This window comes from Brevundimonas sp., assembly GCF_035627475.1.
Taxonomy (GTDB): domain Bacteria; phylum Pseudomonadota; class Alphaproteobacteria; order Caulobacterales; family Caulobacteraceae; genus Brevundimonas.
The window spans coordinates 1-20,441 of record NZ_DASPLR010000023.1; the positions used below are offsets into that span (position 1 = coordinate 1).

The window sequence follows — 20,441 nt, forward strand, 5'->3', positions numbered from 1 at the left end:
GCGGCGAAGGCGCGGTGGCGGTCGTCGAAGAAGGGCCAGTCGAGGAAGCTGCGGTCAGCCATGCTCAGTTCCCCTCGAACACCGGCTCGCGCTTCGCCGCGAAGGCCTCATAGGCCCGGCGGAAGTCTTTGGTCTGCATGCAGATGGCCTGGGCCTGGGCCTCGGACTCGATGGCGGCGTCGAGGCTCATGTCCCATTCGACGTTGAGCTGGTTCTTGGTGATCCCGTGGGCGAAGGTCGGGCCCCGGGCCAGTGACAGCGCCAGTTCGCGGGCGGCGTCCATCAGGGCGCCGGGTTCGACCAGCCGGTTGTGGAAGCCCCAGCGCTCGCCTTCGTCGGCGGTCATGACACGACCCGTGAACAGCAGTTCGGAGGCCCGGCCCTGTCCGATCTGGCGGGGCAGGATGGCGCAGGCGCCCATGTCGCAGCCGGCGAGGCCCACGCGGGTGAAGAGGAAGGCGGTCTTCGTTCGCGGGGTGGCGATCCGCAGATCCGAGGCCATGGCCATGATGGCCCCCGCCCCGACGCAGACCCCGTCGAGAGCGGCGATGACCGGCTGGGGACAGCCGCGCATGGCCTTGACCAGATCGCCGGTCATGCGGGTGAAGTCGAGCAGGGCCGGCATGGCCATTTCGGTCAGCGGGCCGATGATCTCGTGCACGTCGCCGCCCGAGGAGAAGTTGCCGCCGGCGCCGGTGACGATCACCACCTTGCAGTCGTCGGCCTGGACGAGGGCGCGGAACAGGTCGCGCATCTCGGCGTAGGACTGGAAGGTCAGCGGGTTCTTCCGCTCGGGCCGGTTCAGGGTCAGCACGGCCACGCCGTCGTCGTCGACCGACCAGAGGAAATGTTCGGCCTTGTAGTCGCGCGCCTTCATCGGTTCGGCTCCTCGTGGATGGCGGCCCGGAGCGACCGCTTGGTCTGCTCCAGAAGGCGGGTCAGGTCGTCGGCCTCGGCGGCGGACAGTCCTGCCAGCAATGTCTCGATCCAGTGCTCGTGCGCCCGGGCCATGGCGGCGAAGCGGGTTTGGCCCTGCGCGGTGAGGCGGACACGCTGGACCCGGCGGTCGGCGCCGGGCAGGTGTTCGATCAGGCCGTCCGCTTTCAGGCGCTGGGCCAGCCCCGTGACGTTGCCGTTGGAGACCATCAGCATGCGCGAGACCTCGCCCATGGTCAGACCGGCCTCGCCGGCGCGGTCCAGCGCCGACAGCATGTCGAACCGGGGCAGGGTCGAGCCGAACTCGTCGCGCAGCCGCTGGGAGATGGTCTGTTCGATGGTGGTCGTGCAGGTCAGCAGCCGCAGCCACAGGCGCAGGGCGCGCTTGCCGTCGGGGGCGCCGCCGAGCCGATCAGGGAGGGCGGCGGCGGGGCTCACAGCTCTCCCCCGGCCACGGGGACGGCGGCGCCGTTGATCCCCGAGGCGCCGTCGCCGCACAGCCAGACGATGGTCTGGGCCACCTCGTCGGGGGTGATCAGCCGGCCCTGCGGGTTGGAGGCGGCCAGCGCGGCGCGGGCCTCCTCCTCGCTGCGTCCGGTCTTGCCGACGATGGCGTCGATGGAGCGGGAGACCAGATCGGTCTCGGTGAAGCCGGGGCAGACGGCGTTGACGGTGACGCCCTTGCTGGCGACCTCGAGCGCCAGGGCCCGGGTCAGGCCAACAAGGCCGTGCTTGGCCGCGACATAGGCCGAGACATAGGCGTAGCCCTTCAGGCCCGCGGTGGAGGCGACGTTGACGATCCGGCCCCAACGGCGCGTCAGCATGCCGGGCAGGACCAGACGCGCGGCCTCGGCGGGCGCCTCCAGATTGACGGCCAGCATGGCGCGGAAGGCGTCGGCGTCGGTCTTCAGGAACGGCGCGGACGAGGCGGCGCCGGCGTTGTTGACGAGGATGTCGATGGGGCCGAAGCGGTCGCGGCCGGCCTCGATGGCGGCGGCCAGCATGTCGGGGTCGGTGACGTCGGCGGGGGCGGCGAAGGCGAGGTCGCCGATGCGATCGGCGCTCTCGTTCAGCCGACCGACGTGGCGGCCGATCAGGGTGACCTGACAGCCGGCCTCGGCCAGCCGCTCGGCGGTGGCCCGGCCGATGCCGGAGCCGGCGCCGGTGACCACCGCATGATGTCCGGTCAGGCTCATACCGGCCCCGCCTGTTGCTGTTTCTCCAGATTGCGGGCCAGCTGGGCGAAGCCGGCGCGGTACTGCACCGGCGGCCGGGCGCCGCGCCAGCCCAGTTCGGCGGCGGCGCGCAGGCTCCAGTTCGGATCGGCCAGATGCGGCCGGGCGAGGGCGCACAGGTCGGCGCGGCCGGCGGCGAGGATGCTGTTGACGTGGTCCGTCTCGTAGATGGCGCCGACGGCCATGGTCGCGACGCCCGCCTCGTTGCGGATGCGGTCGCTGAACGGGGTCTGGAACATGCGGCCGTAGACCGGCTTCGCCTGCTCCGAGGTCTGGCCGGCCGAGACGTCGATCAGGTCGCAGCCGGCGTCGGCGAAGGCGCGGGCGATGGCCACGGAGTTCTCCGGCGTCAGGCCGTCGTCGACCCAGTCGGTGGCCGACAGGCGCACAGACATCGGCTTCTGGTCGGGCCAGACGGCGCGCATGGCGGCGAAGACCTCCAGCGGGAAGCGCAGCCGGTTCTCGACGGAGCCGCCGTAGTCGTCCGTCCGATGGTTGGAGACCGGGGTCAGGAAGGACGACAGCAGATAGCCGTGGGCGCAGTGCAGCTCGACCATGTCGAAGCCCGCCTCGTCGGCCCAGCGGGCGGCGCGCACGAAGTCGTCGCGGACGCGGTCCATGTCGGCGCGGGTCATCTGGCGCGGGACCTGGTCCCCCTCGGACCATGCGATGGGCGAGGGGGCGATCAGCTGCCAGCCGCCTTCCAGCAGGGGTTCGTCGGCGCGCGGTCCCCACGGCCGTTCGACGGACCCCTTGCGGCCGGCGTGGGCCAGCTGGAGGGCGATGCGCGAACCCTGGCCGTGGACGAAGTCGACGATCCGCCTCCAGGCGTCGCGGTGTTCGGGCCGGTACATCCCGGCGCACCCGGGGGTGATGCGGGCGTCGGCCGAGACGTCGGTCATCTCGGTGAAGACCAACCCCGCGCCGCCCAACGCCCTCGCCCCGAGGTGGACGAGGTGGAAGTCGTTCACCGTCCCGTCCTCGGCCGAATACATGCACATGGGCGAGACGACGACGCGGTTGGGCAGGGTCAGGCCGCGCAGGCGCAGGGGTGCGAACATCGGCGGGGGCGGCGCCGGCGAGGGCGCCGCCCCGGCCAGGTCGGCGAACCAGCGCTCGACCCCGGCGACGAAGGCGGGGTCGCGCAGGCGCAGGTTCTCGTGGCTGACGCGCTGGCTGCGGGTCAGCAGGCTGTAGGCGAACTGCAGCGGCTCGAGCCCGACGTAGCGGTCGACGGTCTCGAACCATTCGGTCGAATTGCGCGCGGCGCTCTGCAGCTTCAGCACCTCGACGCGGCGTTCGGCCTCATAGGCGGCGAGGGCGGCGTCGAGATCGCCGCCTCCCGTCAGGGCGCGGGCGAGGCTGATGGCGTCCTCGAAGGCCAGTTTGGTGCCCGAGCCGATGGAGAAGTGGGCGGTGTGGGCGGCGTCGCCGAGCAGCACCACCTTGCCGTCGCGCCAGTTGGCGCAGGCCACGCGCGGGAAGTTGAGCCAGGCCGAACCGCGCAGGTGGCGGGCGTTGCTCATCAGGGCGTGGCCGCCCAGCCAGTGGGCGAACAGGGCCTCGGCCGCGCGGCAGGTCTGGTCCTGGTCGAGCCGATCGAAGCCGAGGCCGCGCCAGGTCGCCTCCGTGCATTCGACGATGAAGGTCGAGGCGCCCGGCTCGAACTGGTAGGCGTGGGCCCAGATCCAGCCGTGCGGGGTCTCGACGAAGGCGAAGGTGAAGGCGTCGAACGACTGTTTCGTGCCCAGCCAGATGTACCTGTTGCTGCGGACGTCGATGTCGACGCCGAAGATGTCCGGGTTCTCGTTGCGCACCCGGCTGTTGAGCCCGTCGGCGGCGACGACGATGTCGGTATCCAGAACCCGGATATCGGCGACCTCGCTCTGGAAGCGCAGGTCGACGCCCAGCGATCGGGCGCGCTCGTGCAGGAGGGTGAGCAGCCGCTGGCGGCCGATGCCCGCGAAGCCGTGGCCGCCGGAGCGGATGGTCTGGCCGTGAATATGGACGTCGATGTCGTCCCAGTGGACGAAGGCCGCCTCGATGGTCGCGGCGGTTTCCGGGTCGTTGGCCTTTAGATTGGCGAGCGTCTGGTCGGAGAAGACGACGCCCCAGCCGAAGGTGTCGTCCGGCCGGTTGCGCTCGTGCACCACGACCTGCAGCGACGGATCGCGCAGCTTCAGCGAAATGGCGAGGTAGAGGCCGCCGGGCCCGGCGCCGACGATGGCGATGCTTCTGACGGCCGGTCGCGACGACATATTTTAAGTATGAAATACTTTCGGAGTGAAGTCCAGACCGGCGATCAGGAGGCGTCCGGCGCGAGCATGGCCAGCAGGGCGAAGCTGGCCAGCCAGTGCTCGCCCATGTAGTCGCCGGTGACGTGGGGCAGGGCGGCGTCGAGATGTACGCGCGCGGCCTCGAGCGCGGGAAGCCGGCGCGGATCCGCCCCGTCCAGCGCCGAGGCGATCTCGCGCCAGCACCAGGCGCGGCTGAGGTTCAGGCCGTCGAGATGGGCGATCTTTCCGTCGGACCGGTCGCTGACGGCAGCGGGCTGGAACAGGGTCGCGGGTTCGCGCCGGTCGAGACGGGGCAGGAAGGCGTCGAGCCATTCGGCGAAGTCGTCGACGCCCAGCACCTGGCGCATCAGGGCGGCTTCCATGAGGGCCGGCGACAGAAACTCGTCCTGCGACGGCTCCCACGCCTGACAGTCGCGGTCGCCGGCATGCCAGCGCAGCGCCCGCTCGCGGCACAGGGCGGCGAGGCCATGGTCCCCGGCGCCCGCGGCGTAGTCGAGCGCCAGCCGCAGGGCGAAGGCGGTGTTGTAGTGGGTCCCGACCCGGACCGGGTAGTCCGCGAGCGGCAGATAGTCCCTGAACCGCCTGGCGAACGCCAGCGTCAGGGGGCGCAGCGTATCGGCCCGGCCGTCGCCGTGCCGCTCCAGCTCGGCGGCGAGCTTCAGCAGCCAGGCCCAGCCGTAGGGCCGCTCGAAGCCGCGGCTTTCGGGGCGCGCCAGATAGGCGGTCTCGGCCGCGACCTTGTCCGGGACGAACAGCTCGTCGGCGAGGCTGCGGATACGCGCCGCCTCGGGCAGGTCGGGGTACAGCCGCAAGAGGGTGAACAGCGTCCACCAGCCGTGGACGCAGGAATGCCAGTCGAAACTGCCGAAGAAGATGGGGTGCAGGGCACGCGGCCCCCGGACGTCGCCCGGCCCGCCGAGGACGTGATCCAGCTTGTTGGGATATTCGCGCGTGACATGACCCAGGGCGGTGCGGGCGTAGAGGGCGGCGACCCCGGGGGTGAGGCATCCGCTCATGCCGCGCCCCTGAAGGCGAGGGCGTACATCAGCACGATGTTGATCGCGAGGAGGGCGGCGGCGGTGGGCAACTGCACCCGGATGACTCCGTTGAAGGGCGCGTCGCGGTCCGGCAGGTCGAGCAGGGCGGCGGGCACGACATTGAAATTGGCCGCCATCGGCGTGGTCAGGGTGCCGCAGAAGCCCGACAGCATGCCGATGGCGCAGACGATCGCCGGATCGCCGCCGAACTGCACCACCACCAGCGGCAGGCCGACCGCGGCGGTCACCACCGGAAAGGCGGCGAAGGCGTTGCCCATGATGAAGGTGAACAGAGCCATGCCGAGACAGTAGGCGAGCACCGCCAGCAGGCGGGTGTCGAGCGGCAGGTAGCTGGCGAACAGTTCGCCAATGCGGTCGCCGACGCCGGCGATGACGAACACCGCCCCCAGCGCCGCCAGCGCCTGGGGCAGGATGCCGGCCCAGCCCACCGAGTCCATCAGCCTGCGGCCTTCCTGCAGGGGCGCCAGGAGCGGCGGCCGCAACCAGATCATGGCGCCGGCGAGGGCGAGGGCCACCGCCAGTCCGAGGGCGACGATGGTCGGCTGCCCGGCCCCGAACAGGGGGCGGCCGAACAGTGAAACCCTCTCCAGCACCACCACGCCCAGTATGGCCACGGCGGGTATCATCAGGGCCGGAACGAACAGCCAGGCGCCGCGCCGCGCTGCGCTGGCGGCCCGCTCGCCGGGCGTCGTGGTGGCCGGGCGGCTCTGGCCGAGCAGGCGGAACCCGGCGAGCGCCGCAAGGGTCAGCACCAGCACGCCGTTGCCGAGGTCGCCAAGGTAGGATCCGAACAGGAAGCTCGTCGCCAGCAGACCCCAGAAGGCGGCTGTGCCGAAGCGCCGGGGATGCTCGCGGTCGAGTACGGTCAGCACCGAGAAGCCCGCGAAGGTCAGGCCGGCGAAGATGTAGACCCAGTCGAGCGTGATCACTGGCCGCCCTCCCGGCCGCTCTCCCGGGCGATCGCGCGGTCGAGGCGGATCAGCCGGACTCCGTGAATGAGCAGGGCGCAGACGGCGGTGGGGATGGCCCAGACGGCCAGCTGCCAGGGCTCGAGCACGATGCCGTTGGCCTCGAGGAAGCCCTTGATCAGCAGGATCGAGGCGATGGCGAAGAAGATGTCCTCGCCGAAGAAGAGGGCGATGTTGTCGACCGCCGCGGCATGGGTCCGGATGCGCCAGCGCAGGGGGTCGGGCAGGTCGCCGTAGCGGGTCTCGGCCGCTGCCTCGGCCATCGGTGCGATCAGCGGCCGGACCATCTGGGGGTGTCCGCCCAGCTTGGTCAGACCAAAGGCGGCGCTGACCTGGCGGAGGACGAAATAGGCCAGGAGGATGCGGCCGGTCGTCGCTGAGCGCACCTTGCCGACAAGGGCCCGAGCCTGTTCCTGCAAGCCGAAGCGCTCAAGCAGGCCGATGAGCGGCAGAACCAGCCAGATGACGGTGATGTAGCGGTAATCGTTGAAGGCCTTGCCGAAGGCGGCGACGGCGCCGAGCGCGGCCTGGCCGAGTTCAGCCACGCCCACGCCGGGGGCGATGGCGGCGGCGGCGCCGGTGACCACCGCCGCGACCAGGATCACCGCCAGCGGGTTGAGCCGCGCCACGAAGCCGGCGACCAGCACCCCTATGCCCAGCAACACCCACATGGATCGGTCCCCCCGTTGGTCGGCGGGGAGAGTTGCGCGGTTTGGCTCCTCGGGAAAGGGAGGAGTGTCGGTGCGGGCGAACCGGGGGGGCGGGCGTCCGTCAGGCCTTGCCGTAGCCGCCGCCCCCGGGGGTTTCGATGACGAAGATGTCGCCGGGCGACATCGCGACCTCGGCGGTCGAACCCAGGACCTCGTGCGCGCCGTCGGCGCGTTCGATGCGGTTGATCCCCGGCGCGCCGTCTCCGCCCCCGGCGGCCCCGAAGGGCGGCACGCGGCGCCGGTTCGACAGGATGGCGGCGGTCATCGGCTCGAGGAAGCGCACGCGCCGCACGGCCCCGTCGCCGCCGCGCTGGGCGCCCTCTCCGCCCGAGCCGCGCCGGATCGAGAATTCCTCCAGCAGGACGGGAAAACGGCTTTCCAGCACTTCCGGGTCGGTCAGGCGGCTGTTGGTCATGTGGGACTGGACCGCCGGCACGCCGTCGAAGCCCGGGCCGGCGCCCGACCCGCCGGCGATGGTTTCGTAATACTGCCGGGCCTCGTCGCCGAAGGTGAAGTTGTTCATCGTGCCCTGACTGGCGGCCAGGACGCCGAGCGCGCCGTACAGGCAGTCCACCACGGCCTGGCTGGTCTCGACATTGCCGGCGACCACGGCGGCGGGATAGCGGGGGTTCAGCATCGAGCCCTCCGGCACGATCAGCCGGATCGGCTTCAGGCACCCCTCGTTCAGAGGGATGGCGTCGTTCACCAGGGTGCGGAAGACGTAGAGGGTCGCGGCCCGGGTGATCGACAGGGGGGCGTTGAAATTGTTCGGGCGCTGGCCGCTGGTTCCGGTGAAGTCGACGACCGCGCTCCGGGCGTTCCGGTCGACATCGATGCGGACCCGGATGACCGCGCCGTCATCCATCTCCAGCGCAAAGGCTCCCGGCTTCAGGGCGGCGATGGCCCGGCGCACGGCCGCCTCGGCATTGTCCTGGACGTGAGCCATGTAGGCGGCGACCACCTCGGGCCCGAACTCCGCGACCATGCGGGCCAGTTCGTCGGCGCCCCGGGCGCAGGCGGCGACCTGGCCCTTCAGGTCGGCCATGTTCTGGTCGACGTTGCGCGACGGATAGCGGCCCGAGGCGAACAGGGCGCGGGTCTCCGCGTCTCTCAACCTCCCGCCGTCGACCAGCAGGAAGTCGTCGATCAGGACGCCTTCTTCCTCGACCGTCCGTGAAGTCGGCGGCATCGATCCCGGCGTGATCCCGCCGACATCGGCGTGGTGCCCGCGGGCGGCGACGAAGAAGGCGGGCGCGTCGTCGGCCTCGAGGAAGACCGGCATGATGACGGTGATGTCGGGCAGGTGGGTGCCGCCGTTGTAGGGGGCGTTGAGCATGTAGACGTCGCCGCGCCCCATGCCCCGGCCGTCGGCCCCACCGCCGCGCGAACGGATCACGGTGCGGATGCTCTCGCCCATAGACCCCAGATGGACCGGGATGTGAGGCGCATTGGCGATCAGGGCGCCAGCAGCGTCGAAGACGGCGCACGAGAAGTCGAGCCGCTCCTTGATGTTGACCGACCACGCCGTGGCCCGCAGGGCCTCGCCCATCTGTTCGGCCGCGGCCATGAAGCGGCTGTTGAAGACCTCCAGCATGACCGGGTCGGCGTCCGTGCCCAGGGCGGCGCGCGGCGGCAGGGGGGCGACCCGGCCAAGGATCAGGTTCAAGCCTTCATCCGCCGTGGCGCGCCAGCCCGGCTCGACCACCGTGGTCCCGGTGTCCTCAAGGATGATCGCCGGACCGTCGACGGCCACGCGCGCGCCGAAGGCCTCGCGGCGATAGACGGGCGTATCGTGGTCGGCGCCGGCCATGCGCACCGGCACGCGGGCGACGACGCCGGGTTGACCTCCGGCCCCGGCGGGCGCCGCAGAGGCGGCGATCTGGTCCGAAGCGGCGACGGCTTCGGCCTCCAGCGTCTCCACGACCAGCGCCTTGTCCTCGGCGAAGAAGCCGAAACGTTGGCGGTGCAGGGATTCGAACGCAGCCCGCATCGCATCCGCCGGTGCGAACGGCACGACGAGCGGTGTATCGGAACCGGCGAATTTGATCTCTGCGCGGACGAGGGCCGTGATCGACGTCTCGCCGAAGCCTTGCGCCTTGAGCATGTCGCGCGCCTCGACCGAAAGAGCCTCGGCGCTTCGAGCCAGGGAGGCGTCCTCGCCCGGCTCAAGCGCGGCGCCCATCGTCGCCTGTCGAATGGCGCGGACATCCGCCAGTCCCATGCCATAGGCCGACAGGACGCCGGCCAACGGATGCAGCATGACCCGCGTCATTCCGAGGGCGTCGGCGACGAGGCAGGCGTGCTGACCGCCGGCGCCGCCGAAACAGTTAAGCACATAGCGTGTCACGTCGTAGCCGCGCTGGATCGAGACCGCCTTGATCGCCTCGGCCATGTTCTGGACGGCGATGGTGATGAAGCCTTCGGCGAGCGCTTCCGGTGAGGTCTCGCGGCCGGTGGCGGCGACGACGTCGGCGGTCAGGGCCGCGAACTCCCGGCGCACGGCCACGGCGTCGAGAGGCTGGTCGCCGTCCGGGCCGAAGACGGCGGGGAAGAGGTCGGGGCGCAGCTTGCCCAGCATGACGTTGCAGTCCGTCACCGTCAGGGGACCGCCGCGACGGTAGGCGGCCGGACCCGGCACGGCGCCGGCCGACTCGGGGCCGACCCGCAGGCGCGAGCCGTCGAAGCGGCAGATCGAGCCGCCGCCGGCGGCCACCGTGTGGATGCCCAGCATCGGGGCGCGCAGCCGGACTCCGGCCACGACGGCGTCCGAGGTCCGCTCGTAGTCGCCGGCGAAATGGGACACGTCGGTCGAGGTGCCGCCCATGTCGAAGCCGATGACCCGGTCGAACCCTGCCGCCCGGGCCGTCTGGGCCATGCCGACCACGCCCCCGGCGGGCCCTGACAGGATCGCGTCCTTGCCCCGGAACGCCCCCGCCGCCGTCAGCCCTCCGTTCGACTGCATGAACAGCAGCGGCGTCGCCTCGCCGAGATTGCCGCCGACGCGGTCGACATAGGCGCTGAGGACCGGAGACAGATAGGCGTCCGCCACGGTGGTGTCGCCACGCCCGATCAGCTTGATCAGGGCGCCGACCTCATGGCTGACCGAGACCTGCTCGAAACCGACCTCGCGGGCGATCCGGGCCAGCCGGCCTTCGTGGGCCGTGAAGCGCCATCCGTGCATCAGGACGATGGCGACCGCGCGGAGTCCAGCTTCGCGGGCGACTGCCAGACCGGCCCGGGCCAGGCCCTCGTCGAGGGGCCGTTCGACCGTTCCGTCGGCGCGGACCCGCTCGTCGATCTCGAGCACCCGGTCGTAGAGCTGTTCGTTCAGGACGATGTGGCGGGCGAAGATATCGGGGCGGCTCTGCCAGCCAATGCGCAGCGCGTCGCCGAAGCCGCGGGTGATGGCCAGCAGGGTCGGCTCGCCCTTGCGTTCCAGCAGGGCGTTGGTGGCCACGGTGGTGCCCATGCGGATGCCGTCGACTCGTCCCGCCGGCAGCGCGCCCGGTCCCGCGCCGAGGATGCGGCGCACGCCCTCGACGGCGGCGTCGGCGTACTGTTCCGGATTGTCGGACAGCAGCTTGCGCGTCTCAACCTGGCCGTCGGGCGCGCGGGCGACGATGTCGGTGAAGGTGCCGCCCCGGTCGATCCAGAAGCGCCAGCCATTGCGATCGACCGTCGGAGGCGCGCTCATGACCTCGCCAAACACCTGGACAACCCGCCACCCTCTTCATCTCCCGGGAGCGCCAGCAGGGGGCTCGACGGGCGTGGAGTCAACCTGACTTTTCGGCGGCGTGCGGGGCCGGGCGCACTCCGTCGCCTGGCGTGGACAGTTGGCGAAGGGCGTCGGCGTAGCGCAGGGCCGCCGCCTCGTTCCGCCGCCGCTCGGCGGAGCCGGCGGGTCTTCCTTCGGCAGCGAGGCGCTGGGCGCCCAGCCGGAAGGCGAGATAGCAGGGCGTCATGAAATCCATCATGGCCTCGCCTGGACGCGCGGAGCCCAGGGCGTCCAGCAGCCGCGATCGCGACCTCGCCGAGTAGTTGAGCTCGAAGAGGGCGCCCGCGACGTCCCAGGCAAGGTCCTGCGGGCCGATCAGGTCGTGATCGGCGTCGTGGTCCAGCGCGTCCGTCTTGAGCCAGCGTTCATGCCAGACCCATTTCCACGGCTGGAAAGCTCCGTCGATCGCGATCGGCCGGCGCTCGCGGGCAAGGGCCTCCGTCGGGATGAGGCGGTTCGCCAGACGGGCGGCGACATCGGCGCCGAGGGCCTCGGTGGTGTTGGCGAGCGCCATCGCCCGCAATGTCGCCAGATCGGCGCCGGCCGAGGCGCCCAGGGGCAGGTCGCGACGGGCGGCGATGTAGCGGCCGACCACCTCCGGGCCGGGAGGGGCCAAAGCTCGCGTCGGGGCAATCCACTCCTGAATCAGGAAGCCGTGGGCCAGCCCCGCCGGGCGGGGCGTGAGGCCCATGTTCGCCAAGGTCTCCGCCCGCGCCAGCTTGCGCTCGCCCGCTGCGCCGAGGCCGGCGAAGCGGGCGACCCAGCTTCGCGCCGGTTCGTGGACCAACAGCTTGCGACGATCGCTGCGATTATCAATGGCCGGCCAGGCCCGGGGCGAGGCGAACCGCCTGGCGCGCCATTTTCCCAGCGAGAGATCCTCGAAGCCCGTCGGCTGCGCCGGGAGCAACGAGCCGGCCCAGCCGGCGACGGTCGGGTCGCTGATCGGAACGGAGGGGCGAACCTGGACGCTGCGCCAGATCGACCGGATCGCCGCGTCGGCTGCGGGGCCTGGCGCGCCGCCGTGACCCGGCATGAACACGATGCGGTCCGAGGTGACTCCATGCGCCATCAGCAGGCGCGCGGCGGCCGCGAAGGAACTGCCGGACAGGCCCGGGCCCTCATCGACGACGACAAAGGCGGACCCGCCCCGGAGGAAGCGCTCCAGGGCCTCGCGGCCCGCGCGGGCCGAACGGCGGAACGGGTGCCCGATGGGGCGCAGCGACATGGGCGGGGGGGCGTCGAGCGCCGCCGCCACGACGGCCGAGAGGCTGGTTCCGATGCTGCGCAGCCCCACGACCCGCACCACGCCACCCTGCCAGGGCAGGGTTCGCGCCGCAGCGATGTAGGATTCCGGATACAGGCCGTAGAAGGCGTAGCCCTCGGGGACCTTCAAGCGCAGCGGCCGGGCGGGTGCGGGCGTGGCGGGCAGGGGCGGCGGAAGCGGCCGCCCGGAGCAGCCGTCGTCCCACGAGACGACGACACAGCGGGCGCAGTCCGTCAGCCAGGCCATCCAGGCGTGATCGGACGCGGTGGGCCGGTCGCCGGCCTCCGGGTCGAAGGCGTCGTCCGCCACGGCCTGCGCCAGCCGGCCCGCCTCGATGTGGAGCGTGATCAGGGCGGCGTGTCTCTGCAAACCGGTCGGCAAGCGGGAAAGCGCGGCGCGGCGGGCGACCAGGCCGGCGCGGGCGGCGTCGAACCCCTCGACCTGCTGATGGTCGCCGTAGACGATCATCCGGGTTTCCGGGCCAACACAGCTCCCTGGCGCACGGCGGGCGGGGGCGCGGCGCCCTCGGTCAGTCTGGCGCTCATCGCGGCGTCTCGTTCAGGCTCAGCAGGCGGTAACCCCAGCTCGATCCCGCCACGCAAGTGATTGATCCGGGGCTGATCTCCAGCCGGTCGTGGGCGCGGGGCGAGAGGCCGAGGGTCAGCATGACCGCCGCCTTGATCACGTCGGCATGGCTGACGGCGGCGACCGCATGGCGGCCGGAGGCGATGACCGCTTCCATCCAGCGCAGCACCCGCGCCTGGACCTCCAGCATTGATTCCCCTTCCTCGCAGCAGGCGTAGTCGCGGCCCGAGTTCCAGCGGACGAAGGCTGGTCGCTGGTCCAGCTCGGCGATCTCCTTGCCGCTCCACGCGCCGAAGTCGATCTCGTTGATCCCCGCGTCCACAACGAGGGGCGCGCCGCAGGCCCCGGCGATCGGCTCGGCGGTCTGGCGCGTGCGCGTCATCGGGCTGGAAAAGACGAGTTCGACCTTCTCGTCGCGCAGCCGGCGCCCCGCCGCCCGCGCCTGCTCGAGCCCGGCCTCGCCGAGCCCGATGTCCGACGTCCGGCCGGACAGCTTCCAGCCCAGTTCGTCGTGGAAGCCGTGCCGAACCCAGAATATCAGCGCCGTCATCGGACGGACCCCGCCAGGCAGGAGCCGCGGGCGAGCGCGCTGTCGCGATGGCCTGTACCGACAGGTCCGACGCGAACGGTCAGCCGCACCATACCGCCTCCTGAGTCCGACCGCGCCGTCGGGCGGCGCCTACGAAGAAGCAGGCACAGGGCCCATTGTTCCGGACGGCCTCCTCGGGCCGGGGCGGGGGCGCCCCGGGAGGTGTTCGCCGCAGGCCGATTCCAGTGACGGCGCCGACGATCGCGGCCGGCGCAGCCTCGTCCGCCTTCCTTCGGATACCCTGCGGTCTTCAACCGGGAGGACTACCCGGCGCGCACCGGCTCCTGGATGCTCACCGATGGCCCGGTCGGCGAACCCGTCCACCGCGGCGACGACTGGATGGGGTGACGCTGGGCGTCAGACCCGGTCAGTCGCACGTCGGGCTGGCGGCCGGGAGGCGTGGCGAGGCGAGGCCCGTGTTCCAGTTCCACGCCAGATCGCCGCTGGCGCGACGACGGCACATGGCCCGCTCGTGCAGGGCGAACATCCCCGGCATCAGGCCGGCGGCGTGAAGGGGCGTCCCGGTGAACGCCATATAGGCGCCGTCGGCGGCATACGGCTCCCACACCGGCGCGGCGGAGGCCTGCGGCCGGCCGGTGCGGGCGAAGCTGGTCCAGTAGCCGACCATGGCGTCCGAGAGCCGGGTCTCCGCCGGCGTCGCGGGAATCCTGGGCCAGCGGGGCGGGGTCCGCTGCAGGTTGCCGAACATGTAGGGCAGCTCGCTGGCGTGGAAGGCGTGCAGTCCGGCCTCGTCGGCCGCCGGATAGCCGTGATCGAACAGATAGAGGTAGGCGGCCTGTCCGATCGCGGTCTGGGCCCTCGCCAGCCGCTCCGAGGTCCAGCCGTAGAGGGCGTCCCGGCTCGCCGCCAGGATGCTCTCGCCCAGGTCCGACGAGGGGTAGAGCCGCAGGAATTCGTCCGCCAGGTCTCCGTAGCGCTCGCGAATGATGCGCTCATACTCCGCGGCGCTCGCGGGCGCGGGCGGGGCGAGGATCCGGAGCGAGCGGATTTCCCCGCTGTTGAACCCCGTGAGGATCGGGACCGGCGCCTGCTCGCCCCGGTCGAAGACGTCGACCAGCTGGCGCGGCAGGACCGCGCCGTCGACGGCGCCGAAGGGAGCGAAGCCGGACCGCGCGGCCTGGTCCGTCAGCGCCTGCGGGTCCATGCCGCGCAAGGCCCGCAGGCTGGGCGCCTGGAGCCGGAGGGCCAGGGTCTCACCCGCGCTTTCGGCCGAAGGGGCGCCGAAGCGCGCCGCCTTCAGCTCCGGGGTGGAGATCATGTAGGCGCTCTGGGCGATGGCCTTGTCGAACAGGCCGCGGGCCAGAGGCGAGGCCATCAGATACATGACGCTGAGGCCGCCGGCGGATTCGCCGGCGATGGTGACGTTGTCGGGATCGCCCCCGAAGGCGCCGATATTGCGCCGCACCCATTGCAGGGCTGCGATCTGGTCCAGCAGTCCGTAGTTCCCGGAGACGCCAGCCGGCGATTCCGCGCTGAGGTCGGGGTGGGCGAGATAGCCGAGGACGCCGAGGCGATAGTTGATCGAGACGACGACCACGCCTTCCCGCGTCAGCCGGGCCCCGTCATACAGACGTTCCTTGCTCGATCCGGCCACCAGCGAGCCGCCGTGAATCCAGACGATGACCGGCGCCTTGCCGTCGGTCGCGGGTGTCCAGACGTTGAGCGTCAGGCAGTCCTCGCTCGTGGCGCCCAGGTCGTCCGAATAGATGTGCGGCGCGCCCGGCGTGGGCTGGATGCAGGCCGGTCCGTAGGCGCTCGCGTCCCTCAGGCCGGACCAGGGGGTGGCCGGTAGCGGCGGCCGCCACCGGTTCTGTCCCGTGGGCGGCGCGGCGTAGGGAATGCCCTTGAACGTCAGGATGTCGGCCTCGGCCCGGCCGCGCAGCGCGCCGGCGGGCGCGGCGACGGTCGGCTCGTCCGGAACGGCCGCCGCGGCCGGGGCGCCGGACATCACGCCACACGCCAGCACGGCGCCGGCGAGGCAGGCCGCGAGGGCGGCGCGCGCGACAGCGACTGTCATTTCGGGCCTCCGGCTCTCGCGGTGTCCCGCCCGAGCAGCCGCGCCAGCCACAGGAACAGACCGATGGCGGCCACATAGACGGGGGCGAGGGTGTAGAGGGCGATCTGGAGCGAATTGTCCGGGTGGGCGGCGCGGAAGAAGTCGCTGGCGGCGCCCACGAAGGTCGGCCCGACCCCCATGCCGATGAAGTTCATCACCAGCAGCAGGAGGGCGCCCGACATCACCCGCTGGTTCGGCCTCACCTCCTCCTGGACCAGGGCGACGGACGAGGAGAGGTAGAAATAGTTGAGGAAGGTCGGGGCGCTGAGCAGCGCCAGCGCCAGCGGCCAGGTCGGGGCCCAGACGAAGGCGATGTAGAAGGGCAGGGCGAGCGCCAGCGACATCGCCGGCAGCAGGGCGTAGGCCTGCTTGGACCGACGCGTGAACCGGTCGATCAGCCAGCCCGAGGCGAAGATGCCGCCGCCCATGCCGATGGCCACGACGAGTGCGTACCAGAGCGCGACGTCGTTCAGGGTCATGCCCTTCTCGCGCATCAGGAACAGGACGGCGAAATTGCCGAGGCCGTAGGTGATGATCTGGGTCACGCCGCTGCCGAAGGCGGCCAGCACAAGGGTCGGCCGCGAGAAGAACATCCGCACCGTGCCCCAGAACGGCGCCCGCTCCGGCGGCGGCGCGCCGACCGCCTGATCCAGTCCGCCGCGCCGGGGTTCCCGGACCACCAGGGGCGTCACGACCGCCACGATCAGGCCGACGACGCCGATGGCGACGAAGGCGTCGCGCCAGCTGAAGGCCGCGGCGATGGAGGCCCCGAAGGCGATGCCCAGCGCCGCGCCCACGGGCGGCCCCAGGTTGTAGATGCCCAGCGCCATGCCGCGGCGTCCGGGCGGGAAATAGTCGGTGACGATGGCGTAGGACGGCGGCACCCCGCCCGCCTCGCCGAAGCCGACCGTCATCCTCGAGACGGCCAGCTGGCCGAAATTGCGGGACAGGCCGCAGGCGATGGTGGCCGCGCTCCAGATGCCGCAGGCGATCGACACCACCGCCACGCGGTTGGTCCGGTCGGCCAGCCATCCCACGGGAATGGCGATGAAGCAGTAGAAGAACGCGAAATACAGTCCGCCGAGCAGGCCGAGCTGGCCGTCGGTGATGTCCAGCGCGTCCTGGATCGGCTTGGCCAGGATGGACAGCAGCTGCCGGTCGAGGAAGTTCAGCACATAGATGAACCACAGCATCCCGAGCGCGATCCATGCGCTGCGGCCGACGGACGGCCTTGCGGTGGAGGCCGGGGCTCCCGGTTCGACTGGCGTCGCGCTCATGATGGTTTCCTCGAAGCGGCGGGTCTCTCGCCCGCCTGTTTTTCCGGATGGGTCAGCGCCCGGTAGACGAAGGTCCGGGCCGTCCTGCGGAAGGTGTCGCTGACCGGATCGGCGAGCCGCTGGATCATGCCGACGAAGACCACGTCGTTGGTCGGGTCGATCCAGAACCAGGTGCCGCCCCCGCCACCCCAGCTGAGCGTCCCCCGCCCCTCGGAGACGCCCAGCGCCTCCGGATCGATCACGATCGAAAAGCCGAGGCCGAAGCCGAAGGCCGGGCTGAAGGGCAGCAGCCGCAGCGGGTTGCTCCTGGCCAGCACCGGCTCGGGTACGGCGTTGGCGGCCATCAGGCCGACGGTCTCGGGCGCGAGGATGCGCACCCCGCCCAGTTCGCCGCGGTTCAGGATCATCTGGCAGAAGCGGGCGTAGTCCGTCGTGGTCGACACCAGGCCTCCGCCGCCGCCCTCGAAGGGAGGCGGGGCCGTAACGTCATGGATCGGCACGTCGAAGGTGTGGGTCGGGGTCTTCAGGCCACCGTGGCCGTCGTCGGCGTAGAGCCCGGCCAGGCGCGTCGCGGACCCCGGCCGGGTCTGGAAGCCCGTGTCGGCCATGCCGAGAGGCTCGAGGATGCGGGTCCGAAGGAAGCCGCCGAAGGTCTGGCCCGAAAGGCGTTCGACGATCAGTCCCTGCAGGTCGGAGGCCACGGAATAGAACCACTCGCTCCCCGGCTGGAACAGCAGCGGAATGCCGGCGGCGCGCCGGGCGAGATCCTCCAGGCTGGTCGCGGAGAGCACGGCCCGCTCCCGGTAGATCCTCTCGACCGGATGGTTGTCGAACAGGCCATAACCGAGACCCGCGGTGTGGCTCATCAGCTGCCGCATCGTCGGCGGGCGGGCGGCCCCCTCGACCCGAATGCTCCCGTCTGCGTCGAGGCCCGCGAAGACCTTCTGGCCCTCGAACTCGGGCAGGAAGCGGGTGACCGGGTCGTCCAGGCGCCAGCGGCCCTCCTCGAACAGGATCATCATGGCCACGGCCGTCACCGGCTTGGTCATGGAGTAGATGCGAAAGAGGGTGTCGGGGGCCAGGGGCGTCTCGTCCTCGAGCCGCGCCTTGCCGAAGGTTCTGAAGTCGACGACCTGTCCGTGCCGCATCAGCAGGGTCGAAGCCCCCGCCACCTGGCCGGTCGCGACCATGTCCGCCATCCAGGCGGCCATGTCGTCGAGACGCCCGGCGTCGAAGCCGGCGGCCCCGGCGTCCGGCGCCAGCGGAAGGCCGCCGACGTCAGCCATCTGGCGCCGTCTTTCGTCGTTCCGCCGCCCGGCTCTCGCACATGCCGATGAAGCCGTGGGCCATGAACTGGGCCATGCGGGCCTTGATGGCCTCGAAGTCGTCGGACCGGCACAGCCCACCGGACAGGTGATCGATCCGCCCGGTGCGGGCCAGGCTGAGCGTCAGGGCGCCGGTCACGAAATGATAGCCCCAGAAGATGTCTTCCTCGGAGCACTCGGGCAGCGCCTGTTTCAGCAGCCCGATCAGCCGCAGGACGACGGGATCGAACAGCCGGTCCATGACCTCGGCCCCCCAGGCCGGGGTGTTGTTCACCTGGGCGCTGAGGGCGCCGAAATTGCGCCAGCCCTCGCCGCCGGTGGAATAGGTGTCGAGATCGGTGTCGAGGAAGGCGCGCAGGGCGCCCTCGACCGTCGGCCTGCCCGCGACCGCCTTTTCATAGGCGTCCAGCGCATCCATCCGCCGGCCGCTGGTGACCGGCGCGCGCCGAGCCATCACCTTGTCGAAGACATCCTGCTTGTCTTCGAAATAGTAGTGGACCAGCGACTTGTGGACCCCGACCTTGTCGGCGATGTCCTTCACCGTCACCCCGTGCAGGCCGTGTTTGGAGAACAGCTCCTCCGCTGCATCCAGGATCTGCTCCAGGCTTTCGGCGCGTTGCTCCGCCTTGCGGCGCGGGGTGCGGACGGGTTTCGACATGACCTGAACCTCAAGACGGTCCGGCGCATGCTCAAGGCGGCGCGCCGACTCGATGACGGAAACACCGGTCATCCTAGGCGCCTCCGTAGGTGGCGCGAAGCTGCGTCTTGTTGATCTTGCCGGTGGCCGCGAGCGGCATCGCCTCCACCCGCACGATGCGGTCCGGAATCCACCAGTCCGCCACCCGCCCCTTCAGGCTCGCCCTCAGGGCCCCGTCGTCGATGTCGCCGCCTTGGGCCGGCTCGATCACCATCAGCGGCCGCTCGCCCCATTTGGGATCAGGGCGGCCGATCACCGCGACCAGACCGACCGCGGGCAGGGCGCCGACGATCTCCTCGATCTCCACCGGATTGATCCATTCGCCTCCGGACTTGATCAGGTCCTTCGAGCGGCCGGCCAGGGTCAGGTTGCCTTCGTCGTCGAGGATCGCGAGATCGCCGGTGTCGAACCAGCCGTCGGCGCCCAACGCGGACTCTGTCGTGCCGAAATAGTGGTCGACGGCGCTCTGGCCGCGCACCTTCAGATGCCCGACGGCGTTGCGCTGGTCGGGCAGGGGAGACCCGCCGGAGTCGGTCAGCAGCAGGTCGACGCCGATCGGCGGCCGCCCCGCCCCGCGGGCCCCGCCGGGGCCGTGGCTGCGGGGCGATATGGTTCCGAGGGGCGACAGTTCCGTCATGCCCCAGCTGGTCTGGACGGCGACTCCGAGGCGGCTCTCCATCCGGCTCAGCAGCGTCTCGGGGCAGCTGGAGCCGCCGATGATCACCCGCTCCAGGCTGGGTGTCTCGCCGCCGACCGCGTCGAGATGATCCAGCAGGCCGATCCAGACCGTCGGCACGCCCACGGCGACAGTGACCTCGTGGCGGTTGAGGAGCCCCATCAGGCTGGGGCCGTCCGTGACGCGTCCCGGCAGCACCAGGCTCGCCCCGACCGCCGGCGCCGCGAAGGGCAACCCCCAGGCGTTGGCGTGGAACATCGGCACTGCGACGAGGATGGTGTCCGCGGCCGTCAGCGCCATCGCGTCGGCCTGCAGCAGGCGAATGGTGTGCAGATAGTTGGAGCGGTGGGTGTAGGCGACGCCCTTGGGCGCGCCGGTGGTGCCGGAGGTGTAGCAGAGGCCGGCCAGCGAGCGCTCGTCGAAACGGCCCCATACGACCGGGGCGCCCTCCCTGCTCAGGAGGTCGTCCAGCTCGACGGCCTTGATGCGACCCCCTGTTGCGAGAGGCCGCTCGCCGTCGAGCAGGATCACTCGCTCGAGACAGGGACAGGCCGAAACCAGCGCCTCGGCCAGCATGCCGAGACCCGCCCCCACCGCCAGCACCCGGTCGCCCGCCTCGTCGATCATGGCGGCGAGCTGGGCGACGGTCAGCCGCGGGTTCAGGGTGTGGCACACCAGCCCCGCACCCATGGCGGCGTACCAGACCTCGACGTGGTGCTGGGTGTTCCAGGCAAGGGTGGCGATGCGCTCGCCCGCTTCGAGACCGAGGGAGAGCAGGGCGCCGGACAGGCGGTTCGCCCGGTCGCGCAGGGCGGCGTAGCCGATAGCGGCGTGCTCGCCGTGGCCGGCCGTGATCACCCGGGCTCCGCCGTGCCATTTGGCGCCGTGATCGAGGAAGCGATCGACGGTCAGGGCATAGTCCTGCATCGGGCTTGAGCTTGGGACCGTCATGCGGACGCGGCCGGGGCCTTG

The 20,441-nt window shown here is 71.3% G+C and carries 15 protein-coding genes; all 15 read right to left on the minus strand.

Translation table 11 applies throughout. The features are described from left to right. Positions 1 to 64: 64 nt before the first annotated feature. The gene (locus VEA62_RS05930; RefSeq protein WP_324819598.1) at positions 65 to 877 is read right to left on the minus strand and encodes an enoyl-CoA hydratase family protein; all 813 of its coding nucleotides are present in this window, start codon (positions 875 to 877) and stop codon (positions 65 to 67) included. After that, positions 874 to 1,374 (minus strand): MarR family winged helix-turn-helix transcriptional regulator, encoded by a 501-nt coding sequence (locus VEA62_RS05935; RefSeq protein WP_324819600.1) that lies wholly within the window; start codon positions 1,372 to 1,374, stop codon positions 874 to 876. The genes VEA62_RS05930 and VEA62_RS05935 overlap by 4 nt, the downstream gene beginning before the upstream one ends. Beyond that, the gene (locus VEA62_RS05940; RefSeq protein WP_324819602.1) at positions 1,371 to 2,132 is read right to left on the minus strand and encodes an SDR family oxidoreductase; all 762 of its coding nucleotides are present in this window, start codon (positions 2,130 to 2,132) and stop codon (positions 1,371 to 1,373) included. Before VEA62_RS05940 ends, VEA62_RS05935 begins: the two co-directional genes overlap by 4 nt. Further along, positions 2,129 to 4,429 (minus strand): bifunctional salicylyl-CoA 5-hydroxylase/oxidoreductase, encoded by a 2,301-nt coding sequence (locus tag VEA62_RS05945; protein WP_324819604.1) that lies wholly within the window; start codon positions 4,427 to 4,429, stop codon positions 2,129 to 2,131. Before VEA62_RS05945 ends, VEA62_RS05940 begins: the two co-directional genes overlap by 4 nt. A 44-nt stretch (positions 4,430 to 4,473) precedes the next feature. Beyond that, positions 4,474 to 5,484, minus strand: coding sequence for a DUF2891 domain-containing protein (locus VEA62_RS05950; RefSeq protein WP_324819606.1), 1,011 nt, complete (start codon positions 5,482 to 5,484; stop codon positions 4,474 to 4,476). Beyond that, entirely contained in the window at positions 5,481 to 6,455 is a 975-nt protein-coding gene (locus VEA62_RS05955; RefSeq protein ID WP_324819608.1) for a DUF979 domain-containing protein, read from the minus strand. Before VEA62_RS05955 ends, VEA62_RS05950 begins: the two co-directional genes overlap by 4 nt. Beyond that, entirely contained in the window at positions 6,452 to 7,165 is a 714-nt protein-coding gene (locus tag VEA62_RS05960) for a DUF969 domain-containing protein (protein WP_324819610.1), read from the minus strand. The genes VEA62_RS05955 and VEA62_RS05960 overlap by 4 nt, the downstream gene beginning before the upstream one ends. Before the next feature lie 100 nt (positions 7,166 to 7,265). Continuing rightward, positions 7,266 to 10,898: a hydantoinase B/oxoprolinase family protein gene (locus VEA62_RS05965; protein WP_324819612.1), complete on the minus strand. Its 3,633-nt coding sequence runs from the start codon at positions 10,896 to 10,898 to the stop codon at positions 7,266 to 7,268. A 79-nt stretch (positions 10,899 to 10,977) separates the two neighbouring features. Beyond that, positions 10,978 to 12,711: a hypothetical protein gene (locus VEA62_RS05970; protein ID WP_324819614.1), complete on the minus strand. Its 1,734-nt coding sequence runs from the start codon at positions 12,709 to 12,711 to the stop codon at positions 10,978 to 10,980. Positions 12,712 to 12,784: 73 nt separating this feature from the next. Continuing rightward, the gene (locus tag VEA62_RS05975; protein ID WP_324819616.1) at positions 12,785 to 13,378 is read right to left on the minus strand and encodes a histidine phosphatase family protein; all 594 of its coding nucleotides are present in this window, start codon (positions 13,376 to 13,378) and stop codon (positions 12,785 to 12,787) included. 406 nt (positions 13,379 to 13,784) lie between these two features. Further along, positions 13,785 to 15,455 (minus strand): carboxylesterase/lipase family protein, encoded by a 1,671-nt coding sequence (locus VEA62_RS05980; protein ID WP_324819618.1) that lies wholly within the window; start codon positions 15,453 to 15,455, stop codon positions 13,785 to 13,787. Next, positions 15,452 to 16,771: an MFS transporter gene (locus VEA62_RS05985; protein WP_324819620.1), complete on the minus strand. Its 1,320-nt coding sequence runs from the start codon at positions 16,769 to 16,771 to the stop codon at positions 15,452 to 15,454. Before VEA62_RS05985 ends, VEA62_RS05980 begins: the two co-directional genes overlap by 4 nt. Then, positions 16,768 to 18,057, minus strand: coding sequence for a serine hydrolase domain-containing protein (locus VEA62_RS05990; protein WP_324819622.1), 1,290 nt, complete (start codon positions 18,055 to 18,057; stop codon positions 16,768 to 16,770). The genes VEA62_RS05985 and VEA62_RS05990 overlap by 4 nt, the downstream gene beginning before the upstream one ends. Beyond that, on the minus strand, positions 18,050 to 18,754 hold the full coding sequence (locus tag VEA62_RS05995; RefSeq protein WP_324819787.1) for a TetR/AcrR family transcriptional regulator: 705 nt from the start codon (positions 18,752 to 18,754) through the stop codon (positions 18,050 to 18,052). Before VEA62_RS05995 ends, VEA62_RS05990 begins: the two co-directional genes overlap by 8 nt. Positions 18,755 to 18,827: 73 nt before the next feature. Further along, positions 18,828 to 20,396, minus strand: coding sequence for an AMP-binding protein (locus VEA62_RS06000; RefSeq protein WP_324819624.1), 1,569 nt, complete (start codon positions 20,394 to 20,396; stop codon positions 18,828 to 18,830). Positions 20,397 to 20,441 lie beyond the last annotated feature (45 nt).

Bases quoted from the DNA above. Each gene is read 5' to 3' on its own strand.
- VEA62_RS05930 (WP_324819598.1), bottom strand. From the start codon at position 877: ATGAAGGCGCGCGACTACAAGGCCGAACATTTCCTCTGGTCGGTCGAC.
- VEA62_RS05940 (WP_324819602.1), bottom strand. From the start codon at position 2,132: ATGAGCCTGACCGGACATCATGCGGTGGTCACCGGCGCCGGCTCCGGC.
- VEA62_RS05945 (WP_324819604.1), bottom strand. From the start codon at position 4,429: ATGTCGTCGCGACCGGCCGTCAGAAGCATCGCCATCGTCGGCGCCGGG.
- VEA62_RS05950 (WP_324819606.1), bottom strand. From the start codon at position 5,484: ATGAGCGGATGCCTCACCCCCGGGGTCGCCGCCCTCTACGCCCGCACC.
- VEA62_RS05960 (WP_324819610.1), bottom strand. From the start codon at position 7,165: ATGTGGGTGTTGCTGGGCATAGGGGTGCTGGTCGCCGGCTTCGTGGCG.
- VEA62_RS05965 (WP_324819612.1), bottom strand. From the start codon at position 10,898: ATGAGCGCGCCTCCGACGGTCGATCGCAATGGCTGGCGCTTCTGGATC.
- VEA62_RS05970 (WP_324819614.1), bottom strand. From the start codon at position 12,711: ATGATCGTCTACGGCGACCATCAGCAGGTCGAGGGGTTCGACGCCGCC.
- VEA62_RS05975 (WP_324819616.1), bottom strand. From the start codon at position 13,378: ATGACGGCGCTGATATTCTGGGTTCGGCACGGCTTCCACGACGAACTG.
- VEA62_RS05980 (WP_324819618.1), bottom strand. From the start codon at position 15,455: ATGACAGTCGCTGTCGCGCGCGCCGCCCTCGCGGCCTGCCTCGCCGGC.
- VEA62_RS05985 (WP_324819620.1), bottom strand. From the start codon at position 16,771: ATGAGCGCGACGCCAGTCGAACCGGGAGCCCCGGCCTCCACCGCAAGG.
- VEA62_RS05990 (WP_324819622.1), bottom strand. From the start codon at position 18,057: ATGGCTGACGTCGGCGGCCTTCCGCTGGCGCCGGACGCCGGGGCCGCC.
- VEA62_RS05995 (WP_324819787.1), bottom strand. From the start codon at position 18,754: ATGTCGAAACCCGTCCGCACCCCGCGCCGCAAGGCGGAGCAACGCGCC.
- VEA62_RS06000 (WP_324819624.1), bottom strand. From the start codon at position 20,396: ATGCAGGACTATGCCCTGACCGTCGATCGCTTCCTCGATCACGGCGCC.